The organism is Acinetobacter sp. Q186-3 (assembly GCF_013420655.1).
GTDB lineage: Bacteria > Pseudomonadota > Gammaproteobacteria > Pseudomonadales > Moraxellaceae > Acinetobacter > Acinetobacter indicus.
Genome location: NZ_VOXS01000017.1, coordinates 1 through 25,154 on the forward strand (window position 1 = coordinate 1; position 25,154 = coordinate 25,154).

The 25,154-nt window shown below is 47.3% G+C and carries 21 protein-coding genes and 1 pseudogene; 9 read left to right on the forward strand and 13 right to left on the reverse strand.

The window, feature by feature from the left end:
- Positions 1 to 252: 252 nt before the first annotated feature.
- From FTT64_RS11995 to tyrS, 3 genes and pseudogenes are all read right to left on the reverse strand, one after another.
- A pseudogene (locus tag FTT64_RS11995) lies at positions 253 to 699 on the reverse strand (metallophosphoesterase); the annotation flags it as partial.
- A 107-nt stretch (positions 700 to 806) separates the two neighbouring features.
- Entirely contained in the window at positions 807 to 1,079 is a 273-nt protein-coding gene (locus FTT64_RS12000; RefSeq protein ID WP_005181154.1) for a hypothetical protein, read from the reverse strand.
- Between the two features lie 487 nt (positions 1,080 to 1,566).
- Positions 1,567 to 2,799: a tyrosine--tRNA ligase gene (gene tyrS, locus FTT64_RS12005; RefSeq protein WP_005181149.1), complete on the reverse strand. Its 1,233-nt coding sequence runs from the start codon at positions 2,797 to 2,799 to the stop codon at positions 1,567 to 1,569.
- 63 nt (positions 2,800 to 2,862) lie between these two features.
- Here tyrS and FTT64_RS12010 point away from each other — a divergent pair, with 63 nt between their 5' ends.
- A complete protein-coding gene (locus FTT64_RS12010) occupies positions 2,863 to 3,990 on the forward strand; it encodes an anhydro-N-acetylmuramic acid kinase (protein WP_180182436.1) in 1,128 nt (375 codons plus the stop codon).
- Between the two features lie 73 nt (positions 3,991 to 4,063).
- Here FTT64_RS12010 and erpA read toward each other — a convergent pair whose 3' ends face one another.
- The 4 genes from erpA to FTT64_RS12030 all read right to left on the reverse strand — a co-directional run bounded on the left by erpA (position 4,064) and on the right by FTT64_RS12030 (position 8,110).
- The gene (gene erpA / locus FTT64_RS12015; RefSeq protein ID WP_005181144.1) at positions 4,064 to 4,399 is read right to left on the reverse strand and encodes an iron-sulfur cluster insertion protein ErpA; all 336 of its coding nucleotides are present in this window, start codon (positions 4,397 to 4,399) and stop codon (positions 4,064 to 4,066) included.
- A gap of 116 nt (positions 4,400 to 4,515) precedes the next feature.
- Positions 4,516 to 5,490 (reverse strand): putative solute-binding protein, encoded by a 975-nt coding sequence (locus FTT64_RS12020; protein ID WP_171066731.1) that lies wholly within the window; start codon positions 5,488 to 5,490, stop codon positions 4,516 to 4,518.
- 344 nt (positions 5,491 to 5,834) lie between these two features.
- The gene (locus tag FTT64_RS12025; RefSeq protein ID WP_016659761.1) at positions 5,835 to 6,845 is read right to left on the reverse strand and encodes a putative solute-binding protein; all 1,011 of its coding nucleotides are present in this window, start codon (positions 6,843 to 6,845) and stop codon (positions 5,835 to 5,837) included.
- A gap of 257 nt (positions 6,846 to 7,102) precedes the next feature.
- A complete protein-coding gene (locus FTT64_RS12030) occupies positions 7,103 to 8,110 on the reverse strand; it encodes a putative solute-binding protein (protein WP_034598267.1) in 1,008 nt (335 codons plus the stop codon).
- Between the two features lie 232 nt (positions 8,111 to 8,342).
- Between FTT64_RS12030 and FTT64_RS12035 the strand changes: the two genes are divergently transcribed.
- Together FTT64_RS12035 and FTT64_RS12040 are read left to right on the forward strand one after the other, a co-directional pair.
- The gene (locus FTT64_RS12035; protein WP_127800781.1) at positions 8,343 to 10,280 is read left to right on the forward strand and encodes an ATP-binding cassette domain-containing protein; all 1,938 of its coding nucleotides are present in this window, start codon (positions 8,343 to 8,345) and stop codon (positions 10,278 to 10,280) included.
- Positions 10,281 to 10,591: 311 nt separating this feature from the next.
- Positions 10,592 to 11,755 carry a zinc-dependent alcohol dehydrogenase gene (locus FTT64_RS12040; protein ID WP_104470784.1) on the forward strand — a complete coding sequence of 388 codons (1,164 nt, stop codon included), beginning with the start codon at positions 10,592 to 10,594 and terminating at the stop codon, positions 11,753 to 11,755.
- Between the two features lie 52 nt (positions 11,756 to 11,807).
- Here the strand turns inward: FTT64_RS12040 and gyrB are convergent, their stop codons facing one another.
- The 4 genes from gyrB to dnaA all read right to left on the reverse strand — a co-directional run bounded on the left by gyrB (position 11,808) and on the right by dnaA (position 18,064).
- The gene (gyrB, locus tag FTT64_RS12045; protein ID WP_168405797.1) at positions 11,808 to 14,276 is read right to left on the reverse strand and encodes a DNA topoisomerase (ATP-hydrolyzing) subunit B; all 2,469 of its coding nucleotides are present in this window, start codon (positions 14,274 to 14,276) and stop codon (positions 11,808 to 11,810) included.
- 42 nt (positions 14,277 to 14,318) lie between these two features.
- Positions 14,319 to 15,401, reverse strand: a complete 1,083-nt coding sequence (gene recF, locus FTT64_RS12050; protein ID WP_005181126.1) for a DNA replication/repair protein RecF — start codon at positions 15,399 to 15,401, stop codon at positions 14,319 to 14,321.
- Positions 15,402 to 15,425: 24 nt separating this feature from the next.
- Entirely contained in the window at positions 15,426 to 16,574 is a 1,149-nt protein-coding gene (dnaN, locus tag FTT64_RS12055) for a DNA polymerase III subunit beta (RefSeq protein ID WP_016659767.1), read from the reverse strand.
- 110 nt (positions 16,575 to 16,684) lie between these two features.
- The gene (dnaA, locus tag FTT64_RS12060) at positions 16,685 to 18,064 is read right to left on the reverse strand and encodes a chromosomal replication initiator protein DnaA (RefSeq protein ID WP_005181121.1); all 1,380 of its coding nucleotides are present in this window, start codon (positions 18,062 to 18,064) and stop codon (positions 16,685 to 16,687) included.
- A 660-nt stretch (positions 18,065 to 18,724) separates the two neighbouring features.
- Here dnaA and rpmH point away from each other — a divergent pair.
- The 6 genes from rpmH (at position 18,725) to FTT64_RS12090 (ending at position 23,447) form a co-directional block, all read left to right on the forward strand.
- The gene (gene rpmH / locus FTT64_RS12065; protein ID WP_000831329.1) at positions 18,725 to 18,859 is read left to right on the forward strand and encodes a 50S ribosomal protein L34; all 135 of its coding nucleotides are present in this window, start codon (positions 18,725 to 18,727) and stop codon (positions 18,857 to 18,859) included.
- 28 nt (positions 18,860 to 18,887) lie between these two features.
- A complete protein-coding gene (gene rnpA, locus FTT64_RS12070) occupies positions 18,888 to 19,280 on the forward strand; it encodes a ribonuclease P protein component (RefSeq protein WP_005181120.1) in 393 nt (130 codons plus the stop codon).
- A gap of 9 nt (positions 19,281 to 19,289) precedes the next feature.
- Positions 19,290 to 19,610 carry a membrane protein insertion efficiency factor YidD gene (gene yidD / locus FTT64_RS12075; protein ID WP_045795963.1) on the forward strand — a complete coding sequence of 107 codons (321 nt, stop codon included), beginning with the start codon at positions 19,290 to 19,292 and terminating at the stop codon, positions 19,608 to 19,610.
- Positions 19,611 to 19,615: 5 nt separating this feature from the next.
- Positions 19,616 to 21,385, forward strand: coding sequence for a membrane protein insertase YidC (yidC, locus tag FTT64_RS12080; RefSeq protein WP_005181113.1), 1,770 nt, complete (start codon positions 19,616 to 19,618; stop codon positions 21,383 to 21,385).
- Between the two features lie 95 nt (positions 21,386 to 21,480).
- Positions 21,481 to 22,836, forward strand: coding sequence for a tRNA uridine-5-carboxymethylaminomethyl(34) synthesis GTPase MnmE (gene mnmE / locus FTT64_RS12085; RefSeq protein WP_180182437.1), 1,356 nt, complete (start codon positions 21,481 to 21,483; stop codon positions 22,834 to 22,836).
- Between the two features lie 275 nt (positions 22,837 to 23,111).
- The gene (locus tag FTT64_RS12090; RefSeq protein WP_005181102.1) at positions 23,112 to 23,447 is read left to right on the forward strand and encodes a DUF1622 domain-containing protein; all 336 of its coding nucleotides are present in this window, start codon (positions 23,112 to 23,114) and stop codon (positions 23,445 to 23,447) included.
- Between the two features lie 117 nt (positions 23,448 to 23,564).
- On the opposite strand, the gene FTT64_RS12095 is transcribed toward FTT64_RS12090, so the two are convergent.
- Positions 23,565 to 24,707 carry an MFS transporter gene (locus FTT64_RS12095; protein WP_005181100.1) on the reverse strand — a complete coding sequence of 381 codons (1,143 nt, stop codon included), beginning with the start codon at positions 24,705 to 24,707 and terminating at the stop codon, positions 23,565 to 23,567.
- Between the two features lie 139 nt (positions 24,708 to 24,846).
- The gene (locus tag FTT64_RS12100; protein ID WP_075168114.1) at positions 24,847 to 25,113 is read right to left on the reverse strand and encodes a metal/formaldehyde-sensitive transcriptional repressor; all 267 of its coding nucleotides are present in this window, start codon (positions 25,111 to 25,113) and stop codon (positions 24,847 to 24,849) included.
- Positions 25,114 to 25,154 lie beyond the last annotated feature (41 nt).

Here is a 25,154-nt window from a genome sequence, read left to right on the forward strand (position 1 = left end):
TGTTCAAATGGCGATTCAGCGTTTAATTGGTTTTGGGAAAAAAGAAGAGTTTAAGGAAATTTTGGCAATTTTAAGAAAGCAGAATCCTGATAGGATAAGGGTTCTGTGAAATTTGTCGTGTACAGAGCGTTCAAATATAAAAGACTTTTCAATGCGCTGAGTCTGATACAGCGGCGAAGATGAGCCGAAATTCACATTGGCCGATACAATACGGGTTGGTGTGGCACAGTTACCGGCATCCAGATAGTTAATAAATTTCTGTAGGCCTGCATCTTTGGCATCAAATTCATGATTACCCAGCACAAAACTGTCAAAGCAGACCGTATTCATGGCATCTGCATCCGCCTTACCTTCAGAAAGGTTGAAATACAAATCGCCGGTAATCGCATCACCACTGTGCAGTTTAATCACATTCGGATATTCCTCTGCCAGACGGTTGATTAAACCGGCGACGCGGGCAAAACCACCCCGGCTGACGCTATAATTTTCTTCCTCAGCCCCTTGTGCCAGGCTAAAGTTCCAGTGCTCTTCATCTAAATGGGAATGATGGTCATTAATATGCAGAATATTCAGTTCAACGGCTTTACCCTCGACTACTGGCGTCGGTGCAGCAGTATGACGGTCATTATCCCCACAGGCTGTCATGAAAACAGAAAGACAGGCTATTGATAATATGGTTTTTTTATTCAATACGTTCATCTGGCAATTACCCTGAGACTCAGTGTTTTAATTGGAATTGTTTGTCTGAGTCTGTGGCCTGAACATGTAAGGCAGATGAAAAAACGATCAAGATTTCATGACAATAGTTAAACCCGTTCGCGAATATGCTGCATGACCTCTAAGACCAGTGCCTGTTTACCGCGATAATCTTCGGCAGCAAACAGCAGTCTGGCTTTGCGCGGCAGTTGCTCGTGAATCAGGGCAAATAGCTGATACATGGCCGACAGCTCTAATTGCTCAAACAGTGTCTTGACCGGTTGATAGGCAAACTGCTTTTCACTTTGCGGCTGATATTCAAACAGGAAACGTAAAATGGCATCCAGCTGCTGATCATGGGTATCGGTATTATAGGAATACATGCGCTCCCTCTGGCTCGAGTTTATTTTTTATATGGAAATGATGATCCGGATTTATTTATACGCCGGATTTTTGCAGCGGGCAACCATGGGCAGACACCGCTCCAGCTGCTCAAAAAAACCGCTTTTTTCAGGTCAAAGGCTAAATTTTGGATAAAAAAAAGAAAGAGATCTCTCCCAAAATCTCTCCCTCGGAGTTGAATCTTTTACGGATCCATATGTTATTGTCATTATTATTTTCGGCTATTTCCGCGCTTCTTGGGGATGAAACGTCATCAAATAGCAATTTACCCTCTAGATATGTAGACACCACATATTTAGACGGATAAATCTTAAACATAAAATATGACAAAATCAAGACAATCGGAAAAATTTAATTCTTGTTTTTATAAGGTTTTTTTTAAATTTAAATATTTAAATATCTTATAAGCAATATCATAAAAAAAGCAGACCGAAGCCTGCTTTTTAATTCAATTACTTAACTGCGTTTTTAGTCGGTAAAGGTGACTTTGGCAATGGCCTTTTTACTGGCCTGTACAATCAAAGTTACGTTTTCTTTCACCGAGAATGAGGCATCGACTGGTTGCCAATCAACTTTCACTGCACCACGACCGACTGCATCTTTAGCCTGTGCCGCGTTCTTGGTTAAACCTGCCGCACGTAAAATAGAAGCAATGAAAATCTCACCGCCATATTCGCCACGTGAAATGGTCACTTCTGGTGTACCTTCTGGCAATTCACCTTCGGTAATCAGGTTACCGGCACCTTTATGCGCATTGGCTGCAGCTTCCGCACCGTGGAAACGCTCGACCAGTTCCAGCGCCAGAATCTTTTTCACATCCTGCGGGTTACGGCCTTCCGCCACTTCTTTCAGTAACTGCTGGATTTCTGCCACAGACTTGAAGCTGAGCAGGTCAAAATAACGCTCAATCAGTGAGTCCGGCATAGACAGTACTTTCTGGTACATCGCGCCTGGGGCATCAAATACACCAATATAGTTGCCCAATGATTTCGACATCTTGTTGACGCCATCTAAACCTTCCAGAATTGGCACGGTAATACACACCTGTGCTTCCTGGTTATAACGGCCCTGTAAGGTACGGCCCATCAGCAGGTTAAAGGTCTGGTCAGTACCGCCCAACTCTACGTCGGCTTCTAAAGCCACTGAGTCATAGCCTTGTACCAGCGGATACAGGAATTCGTGAATCGCAATTGGTTGCTGGTTGTTATAACGCTTGGTGAAGTCATCACGCTCCAGCATACGCGCCACGGTTTGCTGTGAGGCCAATTGAATTAAATCGGCCGCAGTTTTGCTGGCAAACCATTCCGAGTTAAACACCACTTTGGTTTTGTTTGGATCAAGAATCTTGAACACCTGTTCCTGATAGGTTTTGGCGTTTTCCAGTACCTGCTCGCGTGACAACGGCGGACGGGTCGCGCTCTTACCGGTCGGGTCACCAATCATGGCAGTATAGTCACCAATCAGGAAGAAGACCTCGTGCCCCAAATCCTGGAACACTTTCAGCTTGTTAATTAAAACCGTATGACCCAAATGCAGGTCAGGTGCAGTCGGGTCAAAGCCCGCTTTAATTTTTAAAGGACGGTTCTCTTTTAATTTCTTTAGAAGATCTTCTTCAGAAATAATTTCATGCGTACCTCGTTGGATGAGGGCAAGTTGTTCTTCAGCTGGCAAGAAATTTGACATCACAAAACCCAAACACATCAGTTATTCAATTTGTGCGATATACTAACACTTTTTCAGCACATTGCAGGCTTAAGAATAACCATGACAGCGATCTATATTGGGGTAATGACCGGCACAAGTATGGATGGTGTCGATATTGTTGCTGCTTCTTTTGATCCTTTACAGCTTCATGCCACCCTGACCCTGAGCTTCGATCCCGATTTACGCGATGAACTGATGGCCCTGACCCTGCCGGATGACAATGAAATTGACCGGATGGGCAAGGCCGATGTGGCGCTGGCGCAAATGATTGGACATGGCATTAACCGCCTGATTGAAGAACACCAGCTTGATCGCAGCCAGATTCGTGCCATTGGTTCACATGGCCAGACCATCCGCCACCGGCCTGAACATGGCTTTACCCTGCAAATTGGTGATCCAAATATTATTACCGAAATAACCCAGCTGCCGGTGGTCTCGGATTTCCGCCGGCGTGATATGGCTGCCGGTGGACAAGGTGCTCCGTTGGTACCAGCTTTTCATCAGGATGTGTTCCAGCATGACAGCATCCACCGGGTGATTCTGAATTTGGGCGGGATTGCCAATGTCAGCATGTTGCCTGCCGGACAGACGGAAAAAGTCTATGGTTTTGATACCGGCCCGGCCAATATCCTGATGGATGCCTGGTGTGAACGCTACACCGGCCAGCCTTATGATGAAAACGGCAACTGGGCGGCTTATGGACAGCCAATTCGCAGTCTGCTGGACCGGCTACAGGCACATGAATATTTTTCCAAAGAGCCGCCAAAAAGCACCGGCCGTGAAGATTTTAACCTGGAATGGCTGGATGAACAGATTGCCGACTGGCGCAATGACCTGGCCTATCAGGAACTGGAAGATACCCCGGAAAATGTACAGGCCACCTTGTTAAAACTGACCACCCGCGCGATTAAAAAAGCCATTTACCGCTCGGGCATGGACACCGGTGAAGTCTATGTCTGTGGTGGCGGTGCCTATAATTCCTATTTACTGGAACAGCTGCGCTGGCGCTTACGCAAACATGAGTGGAGTGTACAGACCACGGCGGATTTAGGCCTTAACCCGACCTGGGTGGAAGCCACTGCTTTTGCCTGGCTGGCGATGCGTTTTCTGAACCAGCAAAGTGGCAATTTCCCGGCTGTGACCGGGGCCAAAGGCTACCGGATTTTAGGAACATTGACCGCAGTCTAGGCCAATCTCTTTGTATTAAAAAAGATATTAAAAAAGCCCTCAAAATAGAGGGCTTAGTATTTTAAAATTCTGCTTAAATCGAGAAAGAAGAACCACAGCCACACGTAGTGGTCGCATTCGGATTTTGAACCACAAAACGTGAACCTTCCAGACCTTCTAAATAGTCCACCACTGAACCGACCAGATATTGATAGCTAAGTGAATCGACCAGCATTTTTACGTCACCATTCACGAATTCAGCATCATCTTCATTCATGCTTTCAGCAAAGTTAAAGCCGTAAGAGAAGCCCGAACAACCACCACCGGTCACATAAACGCGTAACATTAAATCTTGGTTGCCTTCACTGTCACGCAATTGGCGTACTTTGTTCGCAGCATTGTCAGTCAGCACAAGGGCTTGGGCATTCATGTCGGATTCCTCGTTCGATTCAAATGTCTTTTAACAGAAAAGACCACATATCAAGTATAACATACCCAATATATGGTCAGTCATGTTCAATTCAAAGTCAATTCAGACTAATTTTATCAAGATTGTTTGTAATTCTCATCCTGCAGGCCGCATTCGAAGTTTTTCGGATCCTGCTTACAGCGGAATTGCCACAGCAGCTTCATCATGCGTTTGTCATAAATGCCACGTTTGGTCAGGTCAATCCGCGCCTCACGCATCATCTTCTGATAGCCCGGTTTGTCGGCTGCCGGAATATTCATCCAGTATTTTTGCGGAATATCGGCTTTCATTTTACCCAAGATGTTAAAGGCACGCGGTAATTGACCTTTGACCCATTCCCGTGATTTCTGGCCAAAACCGGCCGGGAACTTGTTCGGGCGAATAATAATATTGCCAGTCACCTGTAAAATCGGATAATTCACAATCGCGCCTTTACTGCCCAAGCCCTTATGCAGCTCCAGTGGCTTAAACACGGCGGCCGGCGCACCAATAATATCGACCTGACCGTTATTGAATTTACTGCCGAAGTTGGTGACATCTGAACTGACTGCCTGCGCGCCAATCTGCTGCACCATAATTTTTTGTGCCTGGTCATAATCCAGGACCGCAATTTTTTTACCGGCAGCTTTGGCCACGGTATTAATACTACGGTCATTGACCATTAAAAAGGCATCACCAACAGGCACTACACCAGCCACTTCATACTGGCCCTGAGTCATGAAGCGGGAAAATTTCGGACTGGCCAGCCCCTGCATGACTTTGACCGCCAGATTTAAATCGGGAATTGCACCAATCGCATCCAGTGAACCGGTAAAGCTGTTAAATTGACGCCCTCGCATACCGGTGACACTAATCCCGTCACATTTACCCGCTTTAAAATCTTCGGCAATTACCGCTTCATTCTGCCCGACCCGCAGTTCAATATCGGCGCCCCAGGCTTTGGCCGCCAGCTGATAGTCCAGCATCAGCGCATACACATCACCACTTTTTCCCACCAAATCAAAGACACACACTGTCTGCTTGGCCTGTGCTGCAGTCGCACCGAGTCCCATCACTGCAGCCAGTGCGATGCCTTGAGCATAATATTTCATTGATCTTTCCTTTATCGCTGTTCTTGTTGTTTTCAGTTGTACTGAAGTGTTTAATATTTTAAAAAGCTGTTTTTGCCTATCCATCATTGTTCTTTTTACCCTTGGAGATCACGCTCTCCTGCTCCTCCTGTCTGTATGCCTTGGATGAAACAACTCATCTCTATTTTTTAGGCTTGGGCAAAGATGAAACTATTATTTTTGATTAGCTTACGTGATTTGACCTGAACTGCAATGGCCCAAGTGACAAGGTTCCAGATGCAACAACCCGGCACAGATGCCGGGTTGTTTTTCCTTAAAAATGAAGCTTATTCACCGCCCAGTGAACACTCGAAGTTGGCTTTATCGACAGAACAGCGGGCACGTTTGAGTACGCTCATCATCGACGCATCATAAATACCGCGCTTGGTCATATCCATCCGCCCTTCACGTAACAGTTTCTGGTATTTGGTTTTCTCTTCCGCGCTCAGGTTCATTTTGTATTTGGCTGGAATGCCTGCTTCCAGACGTTTAATCATGCCCAAACTTTTTGGCAGGTTTTTCGAGAACCAGTCACGCGATTTCTGGCCAAAACCAGCCGGGAATTTCTCCGGACTAATTACTAAATCAGCCGTGACATGCAGTACCGGGAAATTAAACATGGCGCCTTTGCTGCCCAAGCCTTTATAGATTTCCAGCGGCTTATAGGCATAGGCTGGCGCACCAACCATATCGACCTGGCCATTATTAAATTTCGCCACAAAGTTAGAGACATCGGAGATTACCGCCTGAGCACCGACACGTTGCACCATAATTTTTTGTGCATCGTCATAGCCCAGTACCGCAAATTTCTTGCCGGCAGCTTTTTCAATTGAATCAATATTCTTGTCACGGACAAAAATAAAGGCTGAACCTAAAGGTGCAATTCCCGCCACCTCATATTTTTTCCCCCCCAGATTGGTGACCATTTTGCCGGCATTACGTTTGTCCAGTGCAAAGGTAATTGCACGTTGGGCAATGGCATTGCTGGGCACACCGCCCAGCGCATCAATTGAACCGGCAAATTTATTGTACTGACGGGCACGCATCGCAGTCAGGAAAACCGCATCACATTTGCCGGCTTTAAAGTCATTATCGGCCACGGCTTCATCCTGACGGGGAATCAGGTTGATGTCTGCGCCCCAGCCTTTCGCGGCCAGCGCCCATTCCTGGGCCATTTGATAAGATTCACCAGATTTGCCGAGTAAATCGAAGATACATACATCGACTTTGGCTGCCTGAGCATTGCTGGCCATACCCAAAGTAGCCAGCGCAGAAAGCGCGAGAATTGTTTTTTTCATTGTATTTGTCCTTACAGAATCGTCTTTCATCAAGAGTGTCCATACACTTGCTGAATATTAAGCAACTTGTTTTTAAAAAAATAGAGCTTTTACTCCAAATATTTTTAAATCGTGACCAATTCAATTTATACAGCTGCTGATCTCAAACCCACAAATTGCAGAGATCAGCAGTATTTTCAATGGCTTAAAAATTTCAGGCAGCGCAGTGAAAATTTACACATCACGGCCACTTTTTTACAAACTTATAACCATTTTCTCTATTCGCCACCAAGTGAACATTCAAAATTGGTACGTTCTACCGTGCAACGTGCCCGTTTCAGGACCCGCATCATTGAGCCATCATAAATGCCTTTTTCGGTCAGTTCGATGCGGCCATCACGTAGCAGTTTCTGGTATTTGTCCTGATCTTCCTTGCTGAGTCGGGTGCGGTATTTATTTGGAATTTCCGCTTCCAGACGTTTCACCATGGCAAAGTTTTTCGGAATCTGCTGGACAAACCAGCGCCGGGACTGCACTGCAAAACCATCTGCGAATTTTTCTGGCCGGATAATCAGGTCCGCCGTGACATTGACCACCGGAAAATCAATCATGGCGCCGCGTGTGCCCAAACCTTTTTCAATTTCCAGCGGTTTAAAGGCATAGGCCGGTGCGGCCACAATATCAACCTCGCCCTGATTAAACTTGCGTACAAAATTGGAAATATCGGAATCGACTGCAATACCACCGACCCGCTCCACCATCATTTTTTGTGCCGGATCATAATGCAGAATCGCAAATTTCCGGTTTTTAATGTGCTCAACCGAGTTCATGGCCCGATCTTTAACAAAAATATAGGCCGAGCCAATCTGGCCGATGCCAGCCACTTCAAAGGTTTCCTGGCCAATCCGGGTCACCAGACGGCGGTTATTGCGCCGGTCCAGCACATAACTAATGGCTTTCTGGGCAATGCTATTACTTGGCACACCGCCCAGTGCATCAATCGAACCGGCAAATTTATTGTATTGCCGCGCTCGCATTGAGGTCATATAGGCACCATCACACTTGCCCGCCTTAAAATCGCGCTCGACCTGGGCTTCATCCTGATAGGCTTTCAGACTGACATTGCTGCCCCAGCGCTTGCTGGCCAAGGCCCATTCTTCCAGCAATTTATAGGATTCTCCGGCCCGTCCCAACAGATCAAAAACACAGACCTGCGGATTGGCCTGAGCCAGGCCACTGACGCCACACAAGGCCAGTGTCGACAACAACAAAACTCCGTTTTTCATTTTTGTCACCGTACATTTGTTTTTGTTTTTTATCAGAAATTTTAATATATCGGGCTTGGTTTTATAAAAAAACCCTGCATAGCTGCTTTCCGATAGATGACACGGCGCCCGCTTTTTCATTATTTTTTTCGATGTGTTGCTGTAGCACCTGAAATAAACTGCGCCAGCTTTTTGTTTTCCAGAGCGCATCCTTTAGAATAGGCGCATTCTGTTCCTGAGTTTAGTGAGTCCAATGATTCAATTTGACCAAGTCTCTTTACGCCGTGGTGGTCGTGTCTTATTTCAAAAAGCGTCCATGCAGATCCATCCGGGTTGGAAAGTTGGCCTCACCGGAGTCAATGGCGCCGGCAAATCGACCTTATTTGCCGCCTTATTGGGAGAACTGGGGGCAGATGAAGGCAGCCTGACCCGTCCATCGGGCTGGACCGTTGCGCACATGGCCCAGGAAGTCAAAGCCCTAGATATGCCGGCGCTGGATTTTGTGTTATCGGGCGATGAAGAATACTGGCAGATTCAGAAACAGCTGGCACAACCTGAACAGCTCAGTAACAGCGAACTGGCACAATTACATGGCCGTTTTGATGAAATTCATGGCTATTCTGCCCCATCTAAAGCCGCCCAGTTAATGGCCGGTCTCGGTTTTATGGAACATCAGCTACGTCTGGATGTCTCCAGTTTCTCCGGTGGATGGCGCATGCGTTTAAATCTGGCACGCACCCTGATGAGCCGCTCCGACTTACTACTTCTGGATGAGCCAACCAACCACTTGGATCTGGATGCCATTTTATGGCTTGAAGACTGGCTCAATGCCTATGAAGGCACTTTAATCCTGATTTCACATGACCGCGATTTTCTCGATGCAGTGACCGATCATATCCTGCATATCGAAAATCAGGAACTGACCTTATATACCGGCAATTACTCGACCTTTGAAGTGACCCGCAGCGAACGTCTGGCCCAGCAGCAACAGGCCTTTGAAAAGCAGGTTGAAGCCCGCGCACATCTGCAAAAATTTATTGACCGTTTTAAAGCCAAAGCTACCAAGGCGCGTCAGGCGCAAAGCCGGATTAAACAGCTGGAAAAAATGCAGTTGCTGGCACCGGCGCATGTCGATACCCCGTTTACCTTCAGTTTCCGTGAACCCACCAAAATGAGTTCACCCTTACTGACTCTGGATCAGGCCGAAATTGGCTATCCGGGCAAAAGTATTGCCAGCAAAATCAGTCTGCAGATTACCCCAAGCTCGCGTATTGGCCTGCTGGGCATGAACGGCGCCGGTAAATCTACTCTAATTAAATCACTGGTTGGTGATTTAGCGCTTTTAAATGGCCAGCGCAAAGCCTCTGAACTGCTGAATATTGGTTACTTTGCCCAGCATCAGATGGATGCACTGGATGCACAAGCCAGCCCGATGCTGCAATTGTCACGTCTGGCCGACAAACAGATCAGTGAAGCCACCCTACGTTCGTTTCTCGGCAGTTTTGGTTTTAGCGGTGAACGCATGGATACGCCGTGCGAAAGCTTCTCCGGTGGTGAACGTGCCCGTCTGGCCTTGGCGCTGATTGTCTGGCAGCGCCCGAATGTACTGATTTTGGATGAACCGACCAACCATCTGGATTTAGACATGCGTCATGCCCTGAGCATGGCCTTACAGGATTTTGAAGGCGCAGTGGTACTGGTATCGCACGAACGTCAGCTAATCGCCAGTGTCTGTGATGACCTGCTGTTGGTGCATGCCGGACGCTGTACTGAATTTTCCGGTGATTTGCAGGATTATGCCAAATGGTTACGTGAGGCCCGTCAGCAGCAGATCAATGCCCAAACCGCATTGGCACAGGCCAGCGCAAGTACCAACAAGACTGCCGCACCGGCCAAAGTTGATAAAGAAGCACAGCGCAAACTGGCGGCGCAGCGCCGTGAAGAAACCCGTCCGCTGCGGAAAAAAATTGAACAATGTGAAAGCCAGATTGAAAAAATCCAGCCCCGTCTGGCCAGTATTGAAGAACAGCTGGCTGACAGCAGCCTGTATGAAGCTTCGCGTAAAGAAGATCTGCTCAAGCTGATGAATGAACAGACCAGCTTAAAAGCCACGCTGGAACAGGCCGAAGAAACCATGCTGGAACTGATGATGGAACTGGAAACCCTGGAACAATCATTCCAGAACAGTTAATCCCGTTTCTTCCGAAACCTTCCCCTCAAGATAGCCCCAGTGGCTATCTTTTTTTATTTCCATTTTATGATCACTCCTCTTTTTAGCCCGTCTGTTTTCTTTAAAAAGATCAAGGAGGATGCTCACCAATAGCTGTTTTCCTCTCCGTTTTAGCTCTGATTGCACTTACTGAACTGCAATATAAAGCCCTCTTGCACACAGCTTGGCCGGTTTTTTTATACATAAATTTACAGCCGCGCATCTCATCATGAAGAAATGTGGCCGGCTCAATGCGCGGGTCTGGCCTTCTGCTAGCCAAGAGAGGAAATTCTATGCGTGCCTTAACCTATCATGGAGCCCGAGATGTAAGAGTTGAATCGGTGCCTGACCCAATTATTCAGGAACCGGATGATGTTATCCTTCGCGTCACTGCCACCGCCATTTGTGGCTCAGACCTGCATTTATATCGCGGTAAAATTCCGGCCACAGAACACGGCGATATTTTTGGACATGAATTTATGGGCGTGGTCGAAGAAGTCGGCCCCGAGGTCACAGCGGTAAAAAAAGGCGACCGGGTGATTATTCCCTTTGTGATTGCTTGTGGTCACTGCTTTTTCTGTGAACATGAGCTGACTGCCTCCTGTGAAAATACCAATACGGGCCGCGGCGCCATTCTGAATAAAAAACAGATTCCACCGGGTGCAGCGCTGTTTGGCTACAGTCATCTTTATGGCGGCGTGCCGGGTGGACAGGCCGATTATGTGCGAATCCCCAAAGGCAATATCGGTCCTTTTAAAGTTCCCGGTTCACTGCCAGATGAAAAAGTGCTATTCCTGACCGATATTCTGCCAACCGCATGGCAGGCGGTGACCAATGCACAAATTGGCAAAGGCTCCAGTGTAGCCATTTATGGTGCCGGACCCGTGGGATTACTGTCAGCGGCCTGTGCACGGATGCTTGGCGCTGAACAGATTTTTATGGTCGATCATCACCATTACCGGCTGCAGTTTGCCCATGAAACCTATGGCGCGATTCCAGTCAATTTTGATGAAATGGATGCGGCCGAGTTTATTATTGACAATACTCCCGGCCATCGGGGTGTCGATGCGGTCATTGATGCAATTGGTTTTGAAGCCAAAGGCAGCATGATTGAAACCGTGATGACCAACCTGAAACTGGAAGGCTCCAGCGGCTTTGCCTTGCGCCAGTGTATTGCCGCAGTGCGCCGTGGCGGCGTGGTCAGTGTGCCGGGCGTCTATGCCGGTCCAATTCATGGTTTCCTGTTCGGTGATGCCTTTGATAAAGGCCTGACTTTCAAGATGGGCCAGACCCATGTGCATCGGTACCTGCCCGAATTACTGGAACGCATTGAAAATGGCGACCTGTCCCCCGAAGTGATTATTACCCACCGTATGAAACTGGCCGATGCTGCCGAGGGCTATCGTATTTTTGATCAACGCGAACAGGATTGCCGCAAAATTATTCTCACGCCCTAATCCATCGCGCCAACAAAAAAGCGCCCGCAGGCGCTTTTTTTAAATCATGCCCTTAGGCATCAATATCGGCATTCAGGGCGTTCTCTTCAATAAAAGCACGACGTGGTTCCACATCATCGCCCATTAAACATGAGAACATCCGATCTGCTTCAATCGCATCTTCAATGGTCACCTGCAGCATATGACGGTTTTCCGGGTCCATGGTGGTTTCCCAAAGCTGCTCGGCATTCATTTCACCCAGACCTTTATAACGCTGGATCATCATGCCGCGGCGTGAGTCCTGCAGAATATGCTGCCAGACCTGATGGAAGCTGTTGACCTGAATCTTGCGCTCGCCTTTTTGCAAGTACGCGCCTTCTTCAATCAGGCTAAACCAGCTCTTCGAGTTCTTCAGCAAACGTGCGTACTCACCCGAACCGAGTAAACCGGCATCCAGCAAATAGGCATGTGGCAGGTTATGCACATAAATGGTAATACGTGGCCAGTAAATCGCAGACTTCTGTCCTTCCGCATCTTCTTTGTCAAAGGTTTCGATGCTGAGTTCAGGACGTAAACTGCTTTGAGTGGCCGCGATATAGGCACACAGCTGCTCACCCCAAGCCTGTACATAATCCAGATCATGCGCCTGATCCAGCTTGAACGCCTCTTGCGCCAGCAAACCATCTAACAGGCTGGCTGGATAACGCAAGGTTAAACGGCTCAGGCTCTTTTGCGAGGTCTGATAATCGGCAATCACCGAAGCCAGTGCTTCACCACGAATCGCCGGTGCATCTGCGCTGACATGCAGGGCCAGTTCATCAATGGCATTGGAAATCAGATAGGTTTCCAGTGCTTCATTGTCTTTAATGTACTGTTCCTGCTTACCTTTTTTCAGCTTGTACAGCGGTGGCTGGGCAATATAGATATGACCACGTTCCACCAGCTCCGGCATTTGACGAAAGAAGAACGTCAGCAGCAAGGTACGGATGTGCGAACCATCGACGTCGGCATCGGTCATGATAATGATTTTGTGATAACGCAGCTTGTCCGGGTTATATTCTTCACGGCCAATTCCGCAGCCCAGTGCAGTAATCAAGGTGCCGACTTCTGCCGATGAAATCATCTTGTCAAAACGGGCACGTTCCACGTTCAGGATTTTACCTTTTAGCGGTAAAATCGCCTGCATTTTACGGTTACGGCCTTGCTTGGCTGAACCACCCGCAGAGTCACCCTCGACCAGATACAGTTCAGATAAAGCTGGATCTTTTTCCTGACAATCGGCCAGTTTACCCGGTAAACCGGCAATATCCAGCGCGCTCTTACGACGGGTCATTTCACGGGCTTTACGCGCTGCATCACGGGCACGCGCTGCATCAATAATCTTGCCGGCAATCGATTTGGCCGCTTGCGGGTTTTCCAGTAAATATTCCGAGAAGGATTTATTCATGGCCTGCTCGACCGCAGGTTTTACCTCACTCGACACCAGTTTTTCTTTGGTCTGTGAAGAGAATTTTGGATCAGGCACTTTCACCGAAATAATTGCGGTCAAACCTTCACGTGCGTCATCCCCGGAAACCACCACTTTCTCTTTTTTGAGCAGGTTTTCGTTTTCCATGTAGCTGTTTAAACCACGGGTCAACGCGGCACGGAAACCGGCTAAATGGGTACCGCCATCTTTTTGCGGAATATTGTTGGTAAAGCAGCGGACATTTTCCTGATAAGAATCATTCCATTGCAACGCAACTTCAACCCCAATGCCATTTTCTGCCTGCACGGTAAAATGGAAAATATCATTCAGATGGTTTTTGCCTTCGTTAATATATTTCACGAACTCAGACAGACCACCTTCATAGTCATAGATATGTTCCAGGTTAATACGCTCATCTTTCAGGACAATACGTACACCGGCATTCAGGAACGACAGCTCACGTAAACGGCGCGCCAGAATATCAACATTATAAATGGTCTGGCTAAAGGTTTCAGCACTTGGCCAGAAACGAACCATGGTTCCGGTCTCTTCTGTTTCACCAACCACGGTTAATGGATATTGCGGATCACCATGACGGTATTCCTGCTGATGAATCTGACCGGCACGTTTAATGGTCAGTTCCAGTTTGCTCGACAGGGCGTTTACCACCGATACCCCGACCCCGTGCAGACCGCCCGACACTTTATAACTGTTGTCGTCGAACTTACCGCCGGCGTGCAGGATGGTCAGAATCACCTCGGCAGCCGATACGCCTTCTTCCGGGTGAATGTCGGTTGGAATGCCGCGACCGTTATCGGCCACAGATACCGATTCATCTTCATGAATAGTGACTAGAATCTCGTCACAATGGCCGGCAAGCGCTTCGTCAATCGCGTTATCGACCACCTCGAACACCATGTGGTGCAAACCGGTACCATCATCTGTATCACCGATATACATGCCCGGGCGTTTACGAACAGCATCTAGGCCACGTAATACTTTGATACTAGAGGAATCATAAGCCTTTTCATTGGTTTGTTCTGTTTGAGTGGCAGATTGATCTTCTGAACTCATGGTTTCTCCCTAGTAAAAACTGGTCTATCCAAAGATAAAAAACTATTGCACAACAACTTGAACAGTACCGTTTTCAACATTGAATAATTGATAGGAAATAGACAAATCATGTAAGTGATTCTGCACTGATTCATGGTCTAAGGTGGTAATAAAAACTTGACTACCAAGTTGGCTCAATCGCTCAATTAAACGTCGTTGTGCGGTTAAATCTAATTCTGCTGTCAGATCATCTAATAATACCACAGTTTCCTTATTGCACGCATGCAGCATTGCAATCTGTGACAGTTTTAAAGCCATGATCAATAACTTTTTTTGTCCGCGTGACAGCACTACATCGGCATCGCCCGTCGCTGTTTTTAAACGTAAATCTGCGCGATGCGGTCCATATTCGGTATAACGGCGCTCCACATCTTTCTGATGATGATTGACCAAATCGCTCATTAAACCCGGTTCCGGATGAAATCCGGGATGGTATTCCAGGCGAATATTTAAATCGGGCAACAACTGCTGTAAATCCTGCTGAAAATAGTGCTGCCACTGCTCGATAATACTGTAGCGTTGCAGATGCAGCATTTCACCATACTGGCTCAGCATCTGGTTCCACGGTTCTAGTTCTGCCAGGCTTAAATGACGCCGGGTTTTTAGTAAGCTGTTACGCTGTTTTAAGGCCCGCGAATAGTATTGCCAGGCATGATAAAATTCCGGTTCCACGTGGAACATCATCCAGTCCAGCAACTGCCGGCGCGGTTTGGCGCCGTGGTCGATAATATCAGTACTTTGCGGATCAATCAGTTGTAGCGGCAGCAGTTTGGCCAGCTGCCCCTGGGTGGCAATATGATCACCATTGACCTTAATCAGTTGTTCCCCAGACAGCAGTTTTTGCATGCCGATTTTTTCGGTGGGCGACTGGGCAAATACAATCGCATCTTGGGCATCATGCTGAATATAGTTTTTGGGGATATGGGTACGGAAGGAACGACCGGTGGCCAGTAAATGAATGGCTTCCAGAATCGAGGTTTTACCGGAGCCATTGGCACCATAAAAGACATTAAACGGCTGCAACCCGACGAGTGCAACCGCTTTTAAGTTTCGAACACGTTCTATATTTAAACGCGTAATATGCATAATCGTGTCAGATCACATACAAGCTTAGACACGCATCGGCATCACAACATAGGTTTGATCTTGCTGCGCTGGGTCTTGCACCAGTACCGACTGGTTGGCTTCGGTCATGGTCATCGCCACATCATCACCATCCAGTGCACCTAATACATCCAGCAGATATTGAGCATTGAACGACATTTCTAGCGGTGCATTGTTGTATTGCACGGCCAGGTCTTCAATCGCTTCATCCTGCTCCGGGTTGTTGGCGCGTAATTGCAGTGAATCTGCATTAAAGTTCAGGAATACGCCGCGTAATTTTTCATTACTTAAAATCGCCACACGCTGTAACGACTGCTTGAACACGTCATGTGCAATCATCACCACTTTATCACCACCACGTGGAATCACACGGCGGTAATCCGGGAATTTACCGTCAATTAACTTGGTGGTGAAACGTACGGTAATATCGCCCTGCTCTTTGTCACGGCTTGGCACGGAAATGGTTACATTTAACAGTTCACGACCAATTAACAAAGACAGCTGCTCATCTTCAATACTGAGCAAACGCTGTAATTCACCCACGGCTTTACGTGGCACAATTGCCTGAATTGGCTGCGTCGCATTTGAGGAGGCACCGGTTTCACATAATGCCAAACGGTGGCCATCGGTAGTCACAGCGCGCAGCTGGTTTTCATCAATTTCCAGCAAGGTGCCGGTCAAATAGAAACGCACATCCTGCACGGCCATGGCAAAGGCGGTTTTTTCAAATAAACGTTTTAATTCACGCTGGGTCACCGCTACCTGTGTGCCTTGAGTATTTTCAGTGGCCAATAACGGATAATCTTCGGCTGGTAAAGTCCCCAACACGAAACGGCTGTTGCCCGATTTTAAAATACAGCGCTGATCTTCAGTAATCTGCAGGTCAATTAAAGCCGCAGTCGGCAAAGATTTACAGATATCCATCAGTTTACGTGCCGGCACTGTGGTCTCACCCGCCTGTAAACATGCACCTTCAGCCAGAACCGTACTGGCCACCAGCTCAACTTCCAGATCGGAACCGGTAATGGTCAGTGCCTGTTCGGTCACCTGAACTTTCACGTTAGATAAAATGTTTAACGTATGGCGACGTTCAACCGCTCCTACAACATGTGATAGAACATTGAGTAAGCTTTCTTTGGCGATTTTTAAACGCACGGTACATTCCTCTAACAACTGAAGATGATGAAGATAAAAATTAATTTTTTAGCAGTGTACTATGCGGCAGAATATGCCGCATTGCAAGAACAGAATTTGACCAAACCGGCCTAACTTTGCAACAGGCGTTGCAGGTTTTTATAGTCCTCGTTGAAGATTGGATCTTCTTCGCGCAGGCTTTGTACTTTCTCGCAGGCATGCATCACGGTACTGTGGTCACGACCACCAAAAGCCATGCCAATTTCAGGGAAACTGTCACCGGTCAGTTCACGGGCCAGCCCCATTGCCAGCTGCCGCGGACGGGCATAAATCCGGGTACGTTTTGGCCCGACCAATTCTTTCAGTGGAATACGGAAATATTCACTGACCACACGCTGGATATTTTCGGTACTGATGGTACGCGCACGAATCGCCAGCACATCTTTTAAAGATTCACGCACTACATCCAGATCAATCGCGGTGCCTTTAAAACGGGAAATTGCGACTACCTTGTTTAAGGCGCCTTCCAGTTCACGCACGTTGGCGACCACCTGCTGGGCAATAAACAAGGCACAGTTGCGCGGTAAATCGACGCCACTGCTTTCGGCTTTCTTTAATAGAATTTCAATCCGGGTTTCAATATCGGGCGGTTCTACCCCAACTGACAAGCCCCAGGAAAAACGTGACACCAGACGCGGGTCCAGTTCGGTCAGTTCTTTTGGATAACGGTCCGACGTCAGAATAATCTGCTTGGATTCATCCAATAAGGCATTAAAGGTATAGAAAAACTCCACCAGACTGGCTTCTTTACCGGCCAGCAAATGAATGTCATCGACCAAGAGCAGATCAAGTGAACGGCAATTTTTCTTGAATTCTTCAACCTTGCCCTGCTGTAGCGAGCTGACAAAGTCATGTACAAAGCTTTCAGCAGTCATATACATGACCCGGGCATTCGGCTTGGCCTGCAACAAGGCATTCCCCACTGCCTGCATCAAGTGGGTTTTACCCAGACCGGTCGGGCCATATAAAAATAGCGGGTTATGTTGTGAAGCGCCCAGATGGGTCAATACTTTACGGCAGGTTTCTGCCGCCATCTGGTTAGAACGGCCTTCTACAAATAAAGAAAAGGTAAATAAAGGGTTTAACTGACGCTTGCGGCTGTTTTTGCTGCCACTCTCTTCTTTGTCCTTTTTTGGACGGCTGACCGGTGCCGGTGCTGACTCTAAAGCAGCGGTGGTGGTCGCTGGCTGTTCACTGGCCGATAAAATGGCGCCCGGACGGGAATCGACCAGGATTTCAACTTTACGTACCCGTCCTTCAGACAGTTGTTCGGCCAGAATCGTGATCAGCTCAAGATGATGTTCCTGAATATAGCGGGTCCAATACGGGTTCGGTGCATATAAACGTAAAGTATCTTCTGATTCTTCTGCAACTAATGGGCGAATCCACATCGTAAAGACATTCCCAGAGAGCTCTTGTCGCAAGCGATTTAAGCAGTCCGTCCAAAGCATGTGAAAACCCCTATTTATTCCATTTTAAATTTAAAACGCATTCGTCCGCTGCAAGCGGGTCGCCATTCTAACCAAGTTATCCACATCTGTCATGAGAAATTGAGCGAATTTAGCCAAAAAACAAACATCAAGATCTAAATTTAAATTTAAAAGCTGGTGTGAATAAGTTTATCCGCAAGCTGTGGATAAAATATAGCATAAAGTTATCCACAATGTATTAAAAATATAAAAACACAGTTATCCACATGCAAAGTCTATGTTTTTTAAATTTAAAAATTGCTTTTCCACATAAAAAAGCCACCCTAATAAGAATAAATTTAAATTTATAAATTTGAATTTATATATTAGAGCGTGCTCGGATGTGGATAAACTGAAAATAAATTTAAATTCGAATTTAAACCTGCAGAGAATAAATTTATTCACATGGTCTTGTGGATAATTATGTGAATAATATTGTTTATAACTTATTTTATATTTTTTAACAATAGGATAGCTTGTGAATAAGCCAGAATATGTACAATTGCCTATTCCTGGATAAACTTAAGGCCTTTTATAAAAATTAGGCTTATTTAAAGGAAAACCGTGTTTTTGATTGACAGCTCAAGCAATGAGCACTAAAATCGCGGACCTTTATAGAAAGATCATTTTTGGAGTTTCGACATGAAACGTACATTCCAACCATCTGAATTAAAGCGTAAACGCGTTCATGGTTTCCGTGCTCGTATGGCTACTAAAGCTGGTCGTCAAGTATTAGCTCGCCGTCGTGCAAAAGGTCGTCACAGCTTAACTGTTTAATCAGTCACGCTGCATCGACTTGGGTGTTATGACATCACTTTATGGCTTCAGCACAGAGCTTCGTATACGCTGTGCTGCCGATTATAAAGATGTGTTTGATGGTGCGCTTTTTAAAGTGCATCAACCCCATTTCTTATTTCTGGCAAAACCGTCCGAACTGCTGAACAGCCGTTTGGGTATTGTTGTTGCCAAGAAAAAAGTGCGTCGTGCACACGAAAGAAATCGAGTAAAACGACTTGCTCGCGAAAGTTTTCGCCTGCATCAACAGCAATTGGCTGTGCTGGATATTGTGGTGATGCCCAAAATGGGGATTGAAACAGTGCCAAATGCAGAGTTACATCAGCAATTACAATTTGCTTGGCAGAAATTGCACCGCCTTGCCAAAAAGCATTCTAAAATAGCTCCCTCCCCACATCAGTAGAGATGACCAATGGTACGTTTACTGCATTGGTTGATTCGTTTCTATCAGATTGCGATTAGTCCGCTTCTTGGACCACGTTGTCGCTATATTCCAACCTGTTCTCAATATGCCCTGGAAGCAGTCCAGATCCATGGGGCCGGACGTGGTGTGTGGCTGGCGACCAGACGTATCTGTCGTTGTCATCCGTGGGGTGGTTCGGGCTATGACCCTGTACCGGCCAAAGCAATTCGTTTTATTTCATTTCAGCAAATAGATTCTCAAACGGGTCACATTGCTGTACCCTTTCGTGAACGTTTATTGAACCAAAATCACTCTAACCACTTGGGGTAATAGATATGCAACAATGGGCCAGGATTGCAATTCTCGGGGCCATGTTTGTTGTCGCTTATTTGCTCATTTTGGCTTGGCAAAAAGATTATGGAAATGCTGAAACCCAACCACAGCAACAGGCTGCGGTGGTTTCACATGAAGTGTCTGCAGATTTGCCAAATGGCCAAACCGCTACAGCAGCTTCTGATGTACCGCAGGCAAATATTTCAGCGCAGCAGACTCAAACCACAGATGCCACTGCACCTGTAAGTCAGCAGCTTATTTCAGTACAAACTGACCTTTATCATCTTTGGATCAATCCAAAAGGTGGTGATATTGTTCGTGTTGAATTACTCAATCATGACAAAAATAAAGACAGTGATGCACCGTTTGTAATGCTTGAAAGCGATGACAAACGTACCTATGTCGCTCAGTCAGGCCTGATTGGTCTGAATGGACCAGACAGCAGCCGTAATGGTCGTCCAAGCTATGAAGTTGAAAAATTAAGCTATAGCCTGGAAGATGCCAAAGCCGTTCAGAATCAGGACGGTGAAGCGGTGAAAGTGTTAAATGTACCGATGGTGTACAAAACCGCTGACGGTGTAGAAATTATCAAGACCTTCAGCTTCAAGCAAGGCGAATATCCGATTGTGGTCAACCACAAAGTGGTAAACCGCAGTGGCCAGAACTGGCAAGGTCAAATGTTTGGTCAGATCAAACGTGATAACTCGGATGATCCGGGTAAATCGGACCAGGGCATTTTCACTTTGGGTACCTTCCTGGGCGGCGCCTGGGGGACACCGGATGAACACTACAACAAGCTGAAATTCGACAACTTCACTGAAGAAAAACTGAATGTTGAAGCGACTGGCGGCTGGGTTGCGGTGGTGCAGCACTACTTCGTGAGTGCATGGGTACCGGGTAACCTGAAACTGACCCAGGCCGATGGCCAACCGTATAGCGCCAAGCTGGAATCGCGTAAATCAGGCGATAATATGAATATTATCGGCTTTACTTCGCCAACCATTAATGTACCGGCGGGTACAGTGGCAGAAGTCGATGCGACATTCTATAGCGGTCCAAAAATCCAGTCAGAGCTGAAAGATCTGGCCACTGGTCTGAATCAGACTGTGGATTATGGCTGGTTATGGCCAATTGCCAAACTGCTGTTTGTAGGCTTGGAATTCTTCCACGGCTTAGTGGGGAACTGGGGCTGGGCAATTATTCTGTTGACCATTCTGGTGAAGCTGATTCTGTGGCCATTATCGTCGAAGAGCTACCGTTCTATGGCGAAAATGCGTGTGATTGCACCTGAAATGCAGCGCATGAAAGAAGAGTTCGGTGAAGACCGGATGCGCTTCTCGCAAGAGATGATGGCGCTGTACAAACGTGAACAGGTTAATCCGTTGGCCGGCTGTTTACCGCTGTTACTGCAAATGCCAATCTTCCTGGCCCTGTACTGGGTACTGATGGAATCTGTAGAGCTGCGTCATGCGCCATGGTTACTCTGGATTCAGGATTTATCGGCAATGGACCCTTGGTTTATCTTGCCGCTGATCATGGGTGCGACCATGTATATTCAGCAAATGCTGAACCCACAGCCGACCGATCCTATGCAGGCTAAAGTCTTCCGCATTATGCCGGTCATCTTTACCGTATTCCTGCTGTTCTTCCCGGCGGGTCTGGTGTTGTACTGGATTGTCAACAACCTGATCACCATCTTGCAGCAAGGCCTGATCAACAAATCTGTTGAGAAAGACCGTGCCAAACGTGATGAAGCGACCCCAGTCAACTAAGTTGTACTGACGAGCTGAATAAATCCGCTTAAGATGATACTCTTAGGCGGATTTTTTTTGGCCCGACTTTAAGCATTGCGACAGGTGAATTTATGCTGACCCAAACCACAACAATTGCTGCGATTGCCACTCCACCCGGGCGTGGCGGTGTGGGGGTAATTCGCCTGTCTGGTCCCAAATCCTATGCTATTGCTGAAGCCTTAACCCAAAAGCAGCTGCCGAAAGCCCGTTTTGCCGGCTTCCGTCAGTTTTATGAGGCTAGCGGTGAGGTGATGGATGAAGGTTTAGTGATTTGTTTCCCCAATCCGAACTCTTTTACCGGTGAAGATGTGGTGGAACTGCAAGGTCATGGTGGCCCTGTCATTCAAAATGCCCTGCTGGCACGTTTACTGGAACTCGGCGCGACCGCAGCCAAAGCGGGTGAATTTTCCATGCGCGCCTTTGAAAATGGTAAGCTTGATCTGGTACAGGCCGAAGCGATTGCCGACCTGATTGACGCGACCTCGCAGGCTGCAGCACGTTCTGCGGTACGTTCTTTACAAGGTGCATTTTCAACCAAGGTCAATACGGTTTTAGAAAAACTGATTCATCTGCGTTTGCATGTGGAAGCAGCGATTGATTTTCCGGAAGAAGAAATTGATTTTCTGGCCGATGGTAAAATTCTGGCCCTACTGGATGATGTTGCCAGCTCAGTCACCGTGGTACAGCAATCGGCACGTCAGGGACAATTATTGCGCGAAGGCTTGCAGGTGGTGATTGCCGGTAAACCCAATGCCGGAAAATCATCTTTACTGAATGCTTTAGCCGGGATTGAACGGGCGATTGTGACCGATATTGCTGGTACCACCCGTGATGTGCTGCATGAAAAAATCACCTTAAATGGCTTGCCGATTACCCTGACCGATACCGCCGGTTTACGGGAAACCGGTGATGTGGTGGAAAAAGAAGGCATCCGCCGCGCGATTAAAGAAATTGAACAGGCCGATTTATTGCTGCTGGTGTATGACTTAAGTCAGGGTGAAGATCCACTGGCCTTGGCCCAGGAATATTTTGCCGATCATCTGGAACCCAAACGTCTGATGCTGATTGGTAATAAAGCAGATTTGACTGGTGCTGAAGCCGTTATTGGTGATTATCAGGGTTTTCGTCATATTACCGTGTCGGCCAAGCAGGAAACCGGTGTTCAATCGCTCATAGATGCGATTACAGCCCATGCAGGCTTCCAGCCGGAAGAAGATACCTTCATTGCCCGAACTCGTCATTTAGACGCAATGAAGCGCACCCAGTACTATCTGGCCGAAGCGCGCGAGCAGCTGGTAGATTATCATGCCGGTGAGCTGGTGGCTGAATCCCTGCGTCTGGCGCAAAATGCCCTAGGTGAAATTACCGGAGATTTTAGTGCCGATGATCTGTTGGGTAAAATTTTCGGTTCTTTCTGTATTGGAAAATAAGCGCAGCACGCTCTGAGCTTGCTATGCATTTAAAAGCATCAGGTGTTAGCCACCTGGTGCTTTTTTATTGCTTTTTATCAGGCAATCTCGTCATTTCAGCCTAAATAGTTTTGTATGTTCTAAGGGAACAGCCTGTCACATTGTATGGGCTAGCCTATATCCCACCATCCGCCCTTCTATTGCCCGATATTCAGGCTATGATGAGTGAATAACCTACAAGTTGTTCCAATAAAATCCTGAATGCGGTTCAACAAAAACACTGCCGGAGGTGTGGCATGCTGGAGGTGGTTGATTTACGTGAGTCACTGGTTGCTTTAGTGAGTGTGCTGCAGCTGTTGCTCGAGTTTATCTCGGTGGTCTGTGTGGTGATTGGTCTGGTCAAAACCTTAATGGTGCTGGTTCAGCTAAAATCCGGCCGCAGTGCGCGCTATTGTTTTGGCAATTGGCTGGCCACTGCGCTGGAGTTTCAGCTGGCCGCGGATATTCTGGCCACCACGGTCGATCCGGATATGGACAGCCTGATCAAACTGGCGATTATTGCGGTCATTCGGACCTTTTTAAACTACTTTTTAATGAAAGAGCTGGAACATCAACCCGGTACAGAGAAATAAAACTATTCAATCATCTGGTGGATGTTGATATGGTCAGCATCTGATTGGCAGCGCAGTCTGTCCGCACCCAGGATCAGGCCGAGGGTGCCTGATCATCCCCGACTCAACAGCATTAATTTAAAAGGTTAGCACTTTACGCTGCTGCCAGATCAGGCTGAGGCAAAGCAGCCCAATCAGCATGCAGAAGCTGATAATACCCACACTTAAGCCAAAATGGTCTGATAAATAGCCCACTGCAATAATCGGTACAATGGTGCCCAGATAGGCAATAAACAGATAACTGGACATAATTGCAGCGCGGTTGTGCGGCTGACTCATCTGGTGAATCAGGCCAAAGGCGCCCAATAAGCTCAAGCCATGCCCAATTCCGACCAGCACATCACTGACAAAGAACAGCGGGCTCCATTGCAGCGACATACATAAACCCAGCAGAAGCAGACTGCCGAGCAGCGCATAGAGCCCCCAGCGCAAGGCCGTGGCAGGCAGCACGCTACGGGCAAAAAACTGGACGATGGCTGAAATAATTAAAATCGCAGAAATTGCTACACCACTGACCAGTGGTCCATGCCAAGGCAAAATATCCTGCACAAACGACGGCGACAGCGAAGCAAACAGACTAAAGCCGGCAAAGGCACAAAACGCAGCGAAACTGACCAGAAAAAAAGCAGCCTGATACGGCGCATCCGGGGTTTGTAATTTGGGATAAACCGAAAAGGGCTGCTGTTCAAAGGCAGGCTGTTTTAGCTTGAACAGGCCCAGCCCACAGAAAATGGCACTGACAATCACCGGAAGATAAGGCGTGACCAGCGGTTGCTCGGCAAACTGGGCAATCACACCGCCCAGAAATGGCCCTAAACCAAAGCCAATTGCGGTAATAATCGAGCTGAGCTGCGGCGCCAGCAGCTTATGGCTATCGGGCACTACATTCATCAGCCCCAGCATGGCAGAAGTGGTAATCAGTCCGGAGGCAATCCCAATAATAAAGCGGCCGAGGCCCAAATACAGTGCTGTCGGCGCCCAGGCTGACAGTATCAGTCCAATCGTGACCAGGGCAATACCGACCTGCAAGCTGCGAACAAAACCAAAGCGGTTACTGGTTCGCCCCAGAAACAGTAAAGTGGCCAGACAACCGAACATATAGGCTACAAACAGATAGGTAATATGACTCGGCAGCAGCTGCCACAGCTCCTGATATAGGGGATATAAAGGGCTGGCCAGTGCGGTTCCAACGGTACCAATACACAGCGCCAGGCTGACCATTAAAAACGGCTGCCACGATTGAGCGTTTGACATGAGAGAATAAAAAAATACCTCAGCTTTTTGGCTCAGGTATCATGATATGAGAAAAGATCGTTTCAGTGTAAAGGCAGGAATTTCGTGGGTCAATCGAAAGATGGGCTTAGGTATAGCGTTTTAACAATTTTAAAAATTCATCCAGTTCGACTTCATTGACCTCGACCTCATCGCCAATGACATGATGGCGCAAATGCGATTCAATCAGCTCATTCATCAGCCCGTTAACCGCGCCTTTAATCGCAGCCACCTGCTGTAATACTTCGATACAGCCTTTTTCCGGATCATGAATGGACTGTTCCACCGCACTGATCTGACCTTGTAAACGCTTGATGCGATTTAAAACTTTTTTATCTGTATGTAAATGGCCCACACTTCACCTTAATTTCAAATATACTATGGGGGAGTATATTG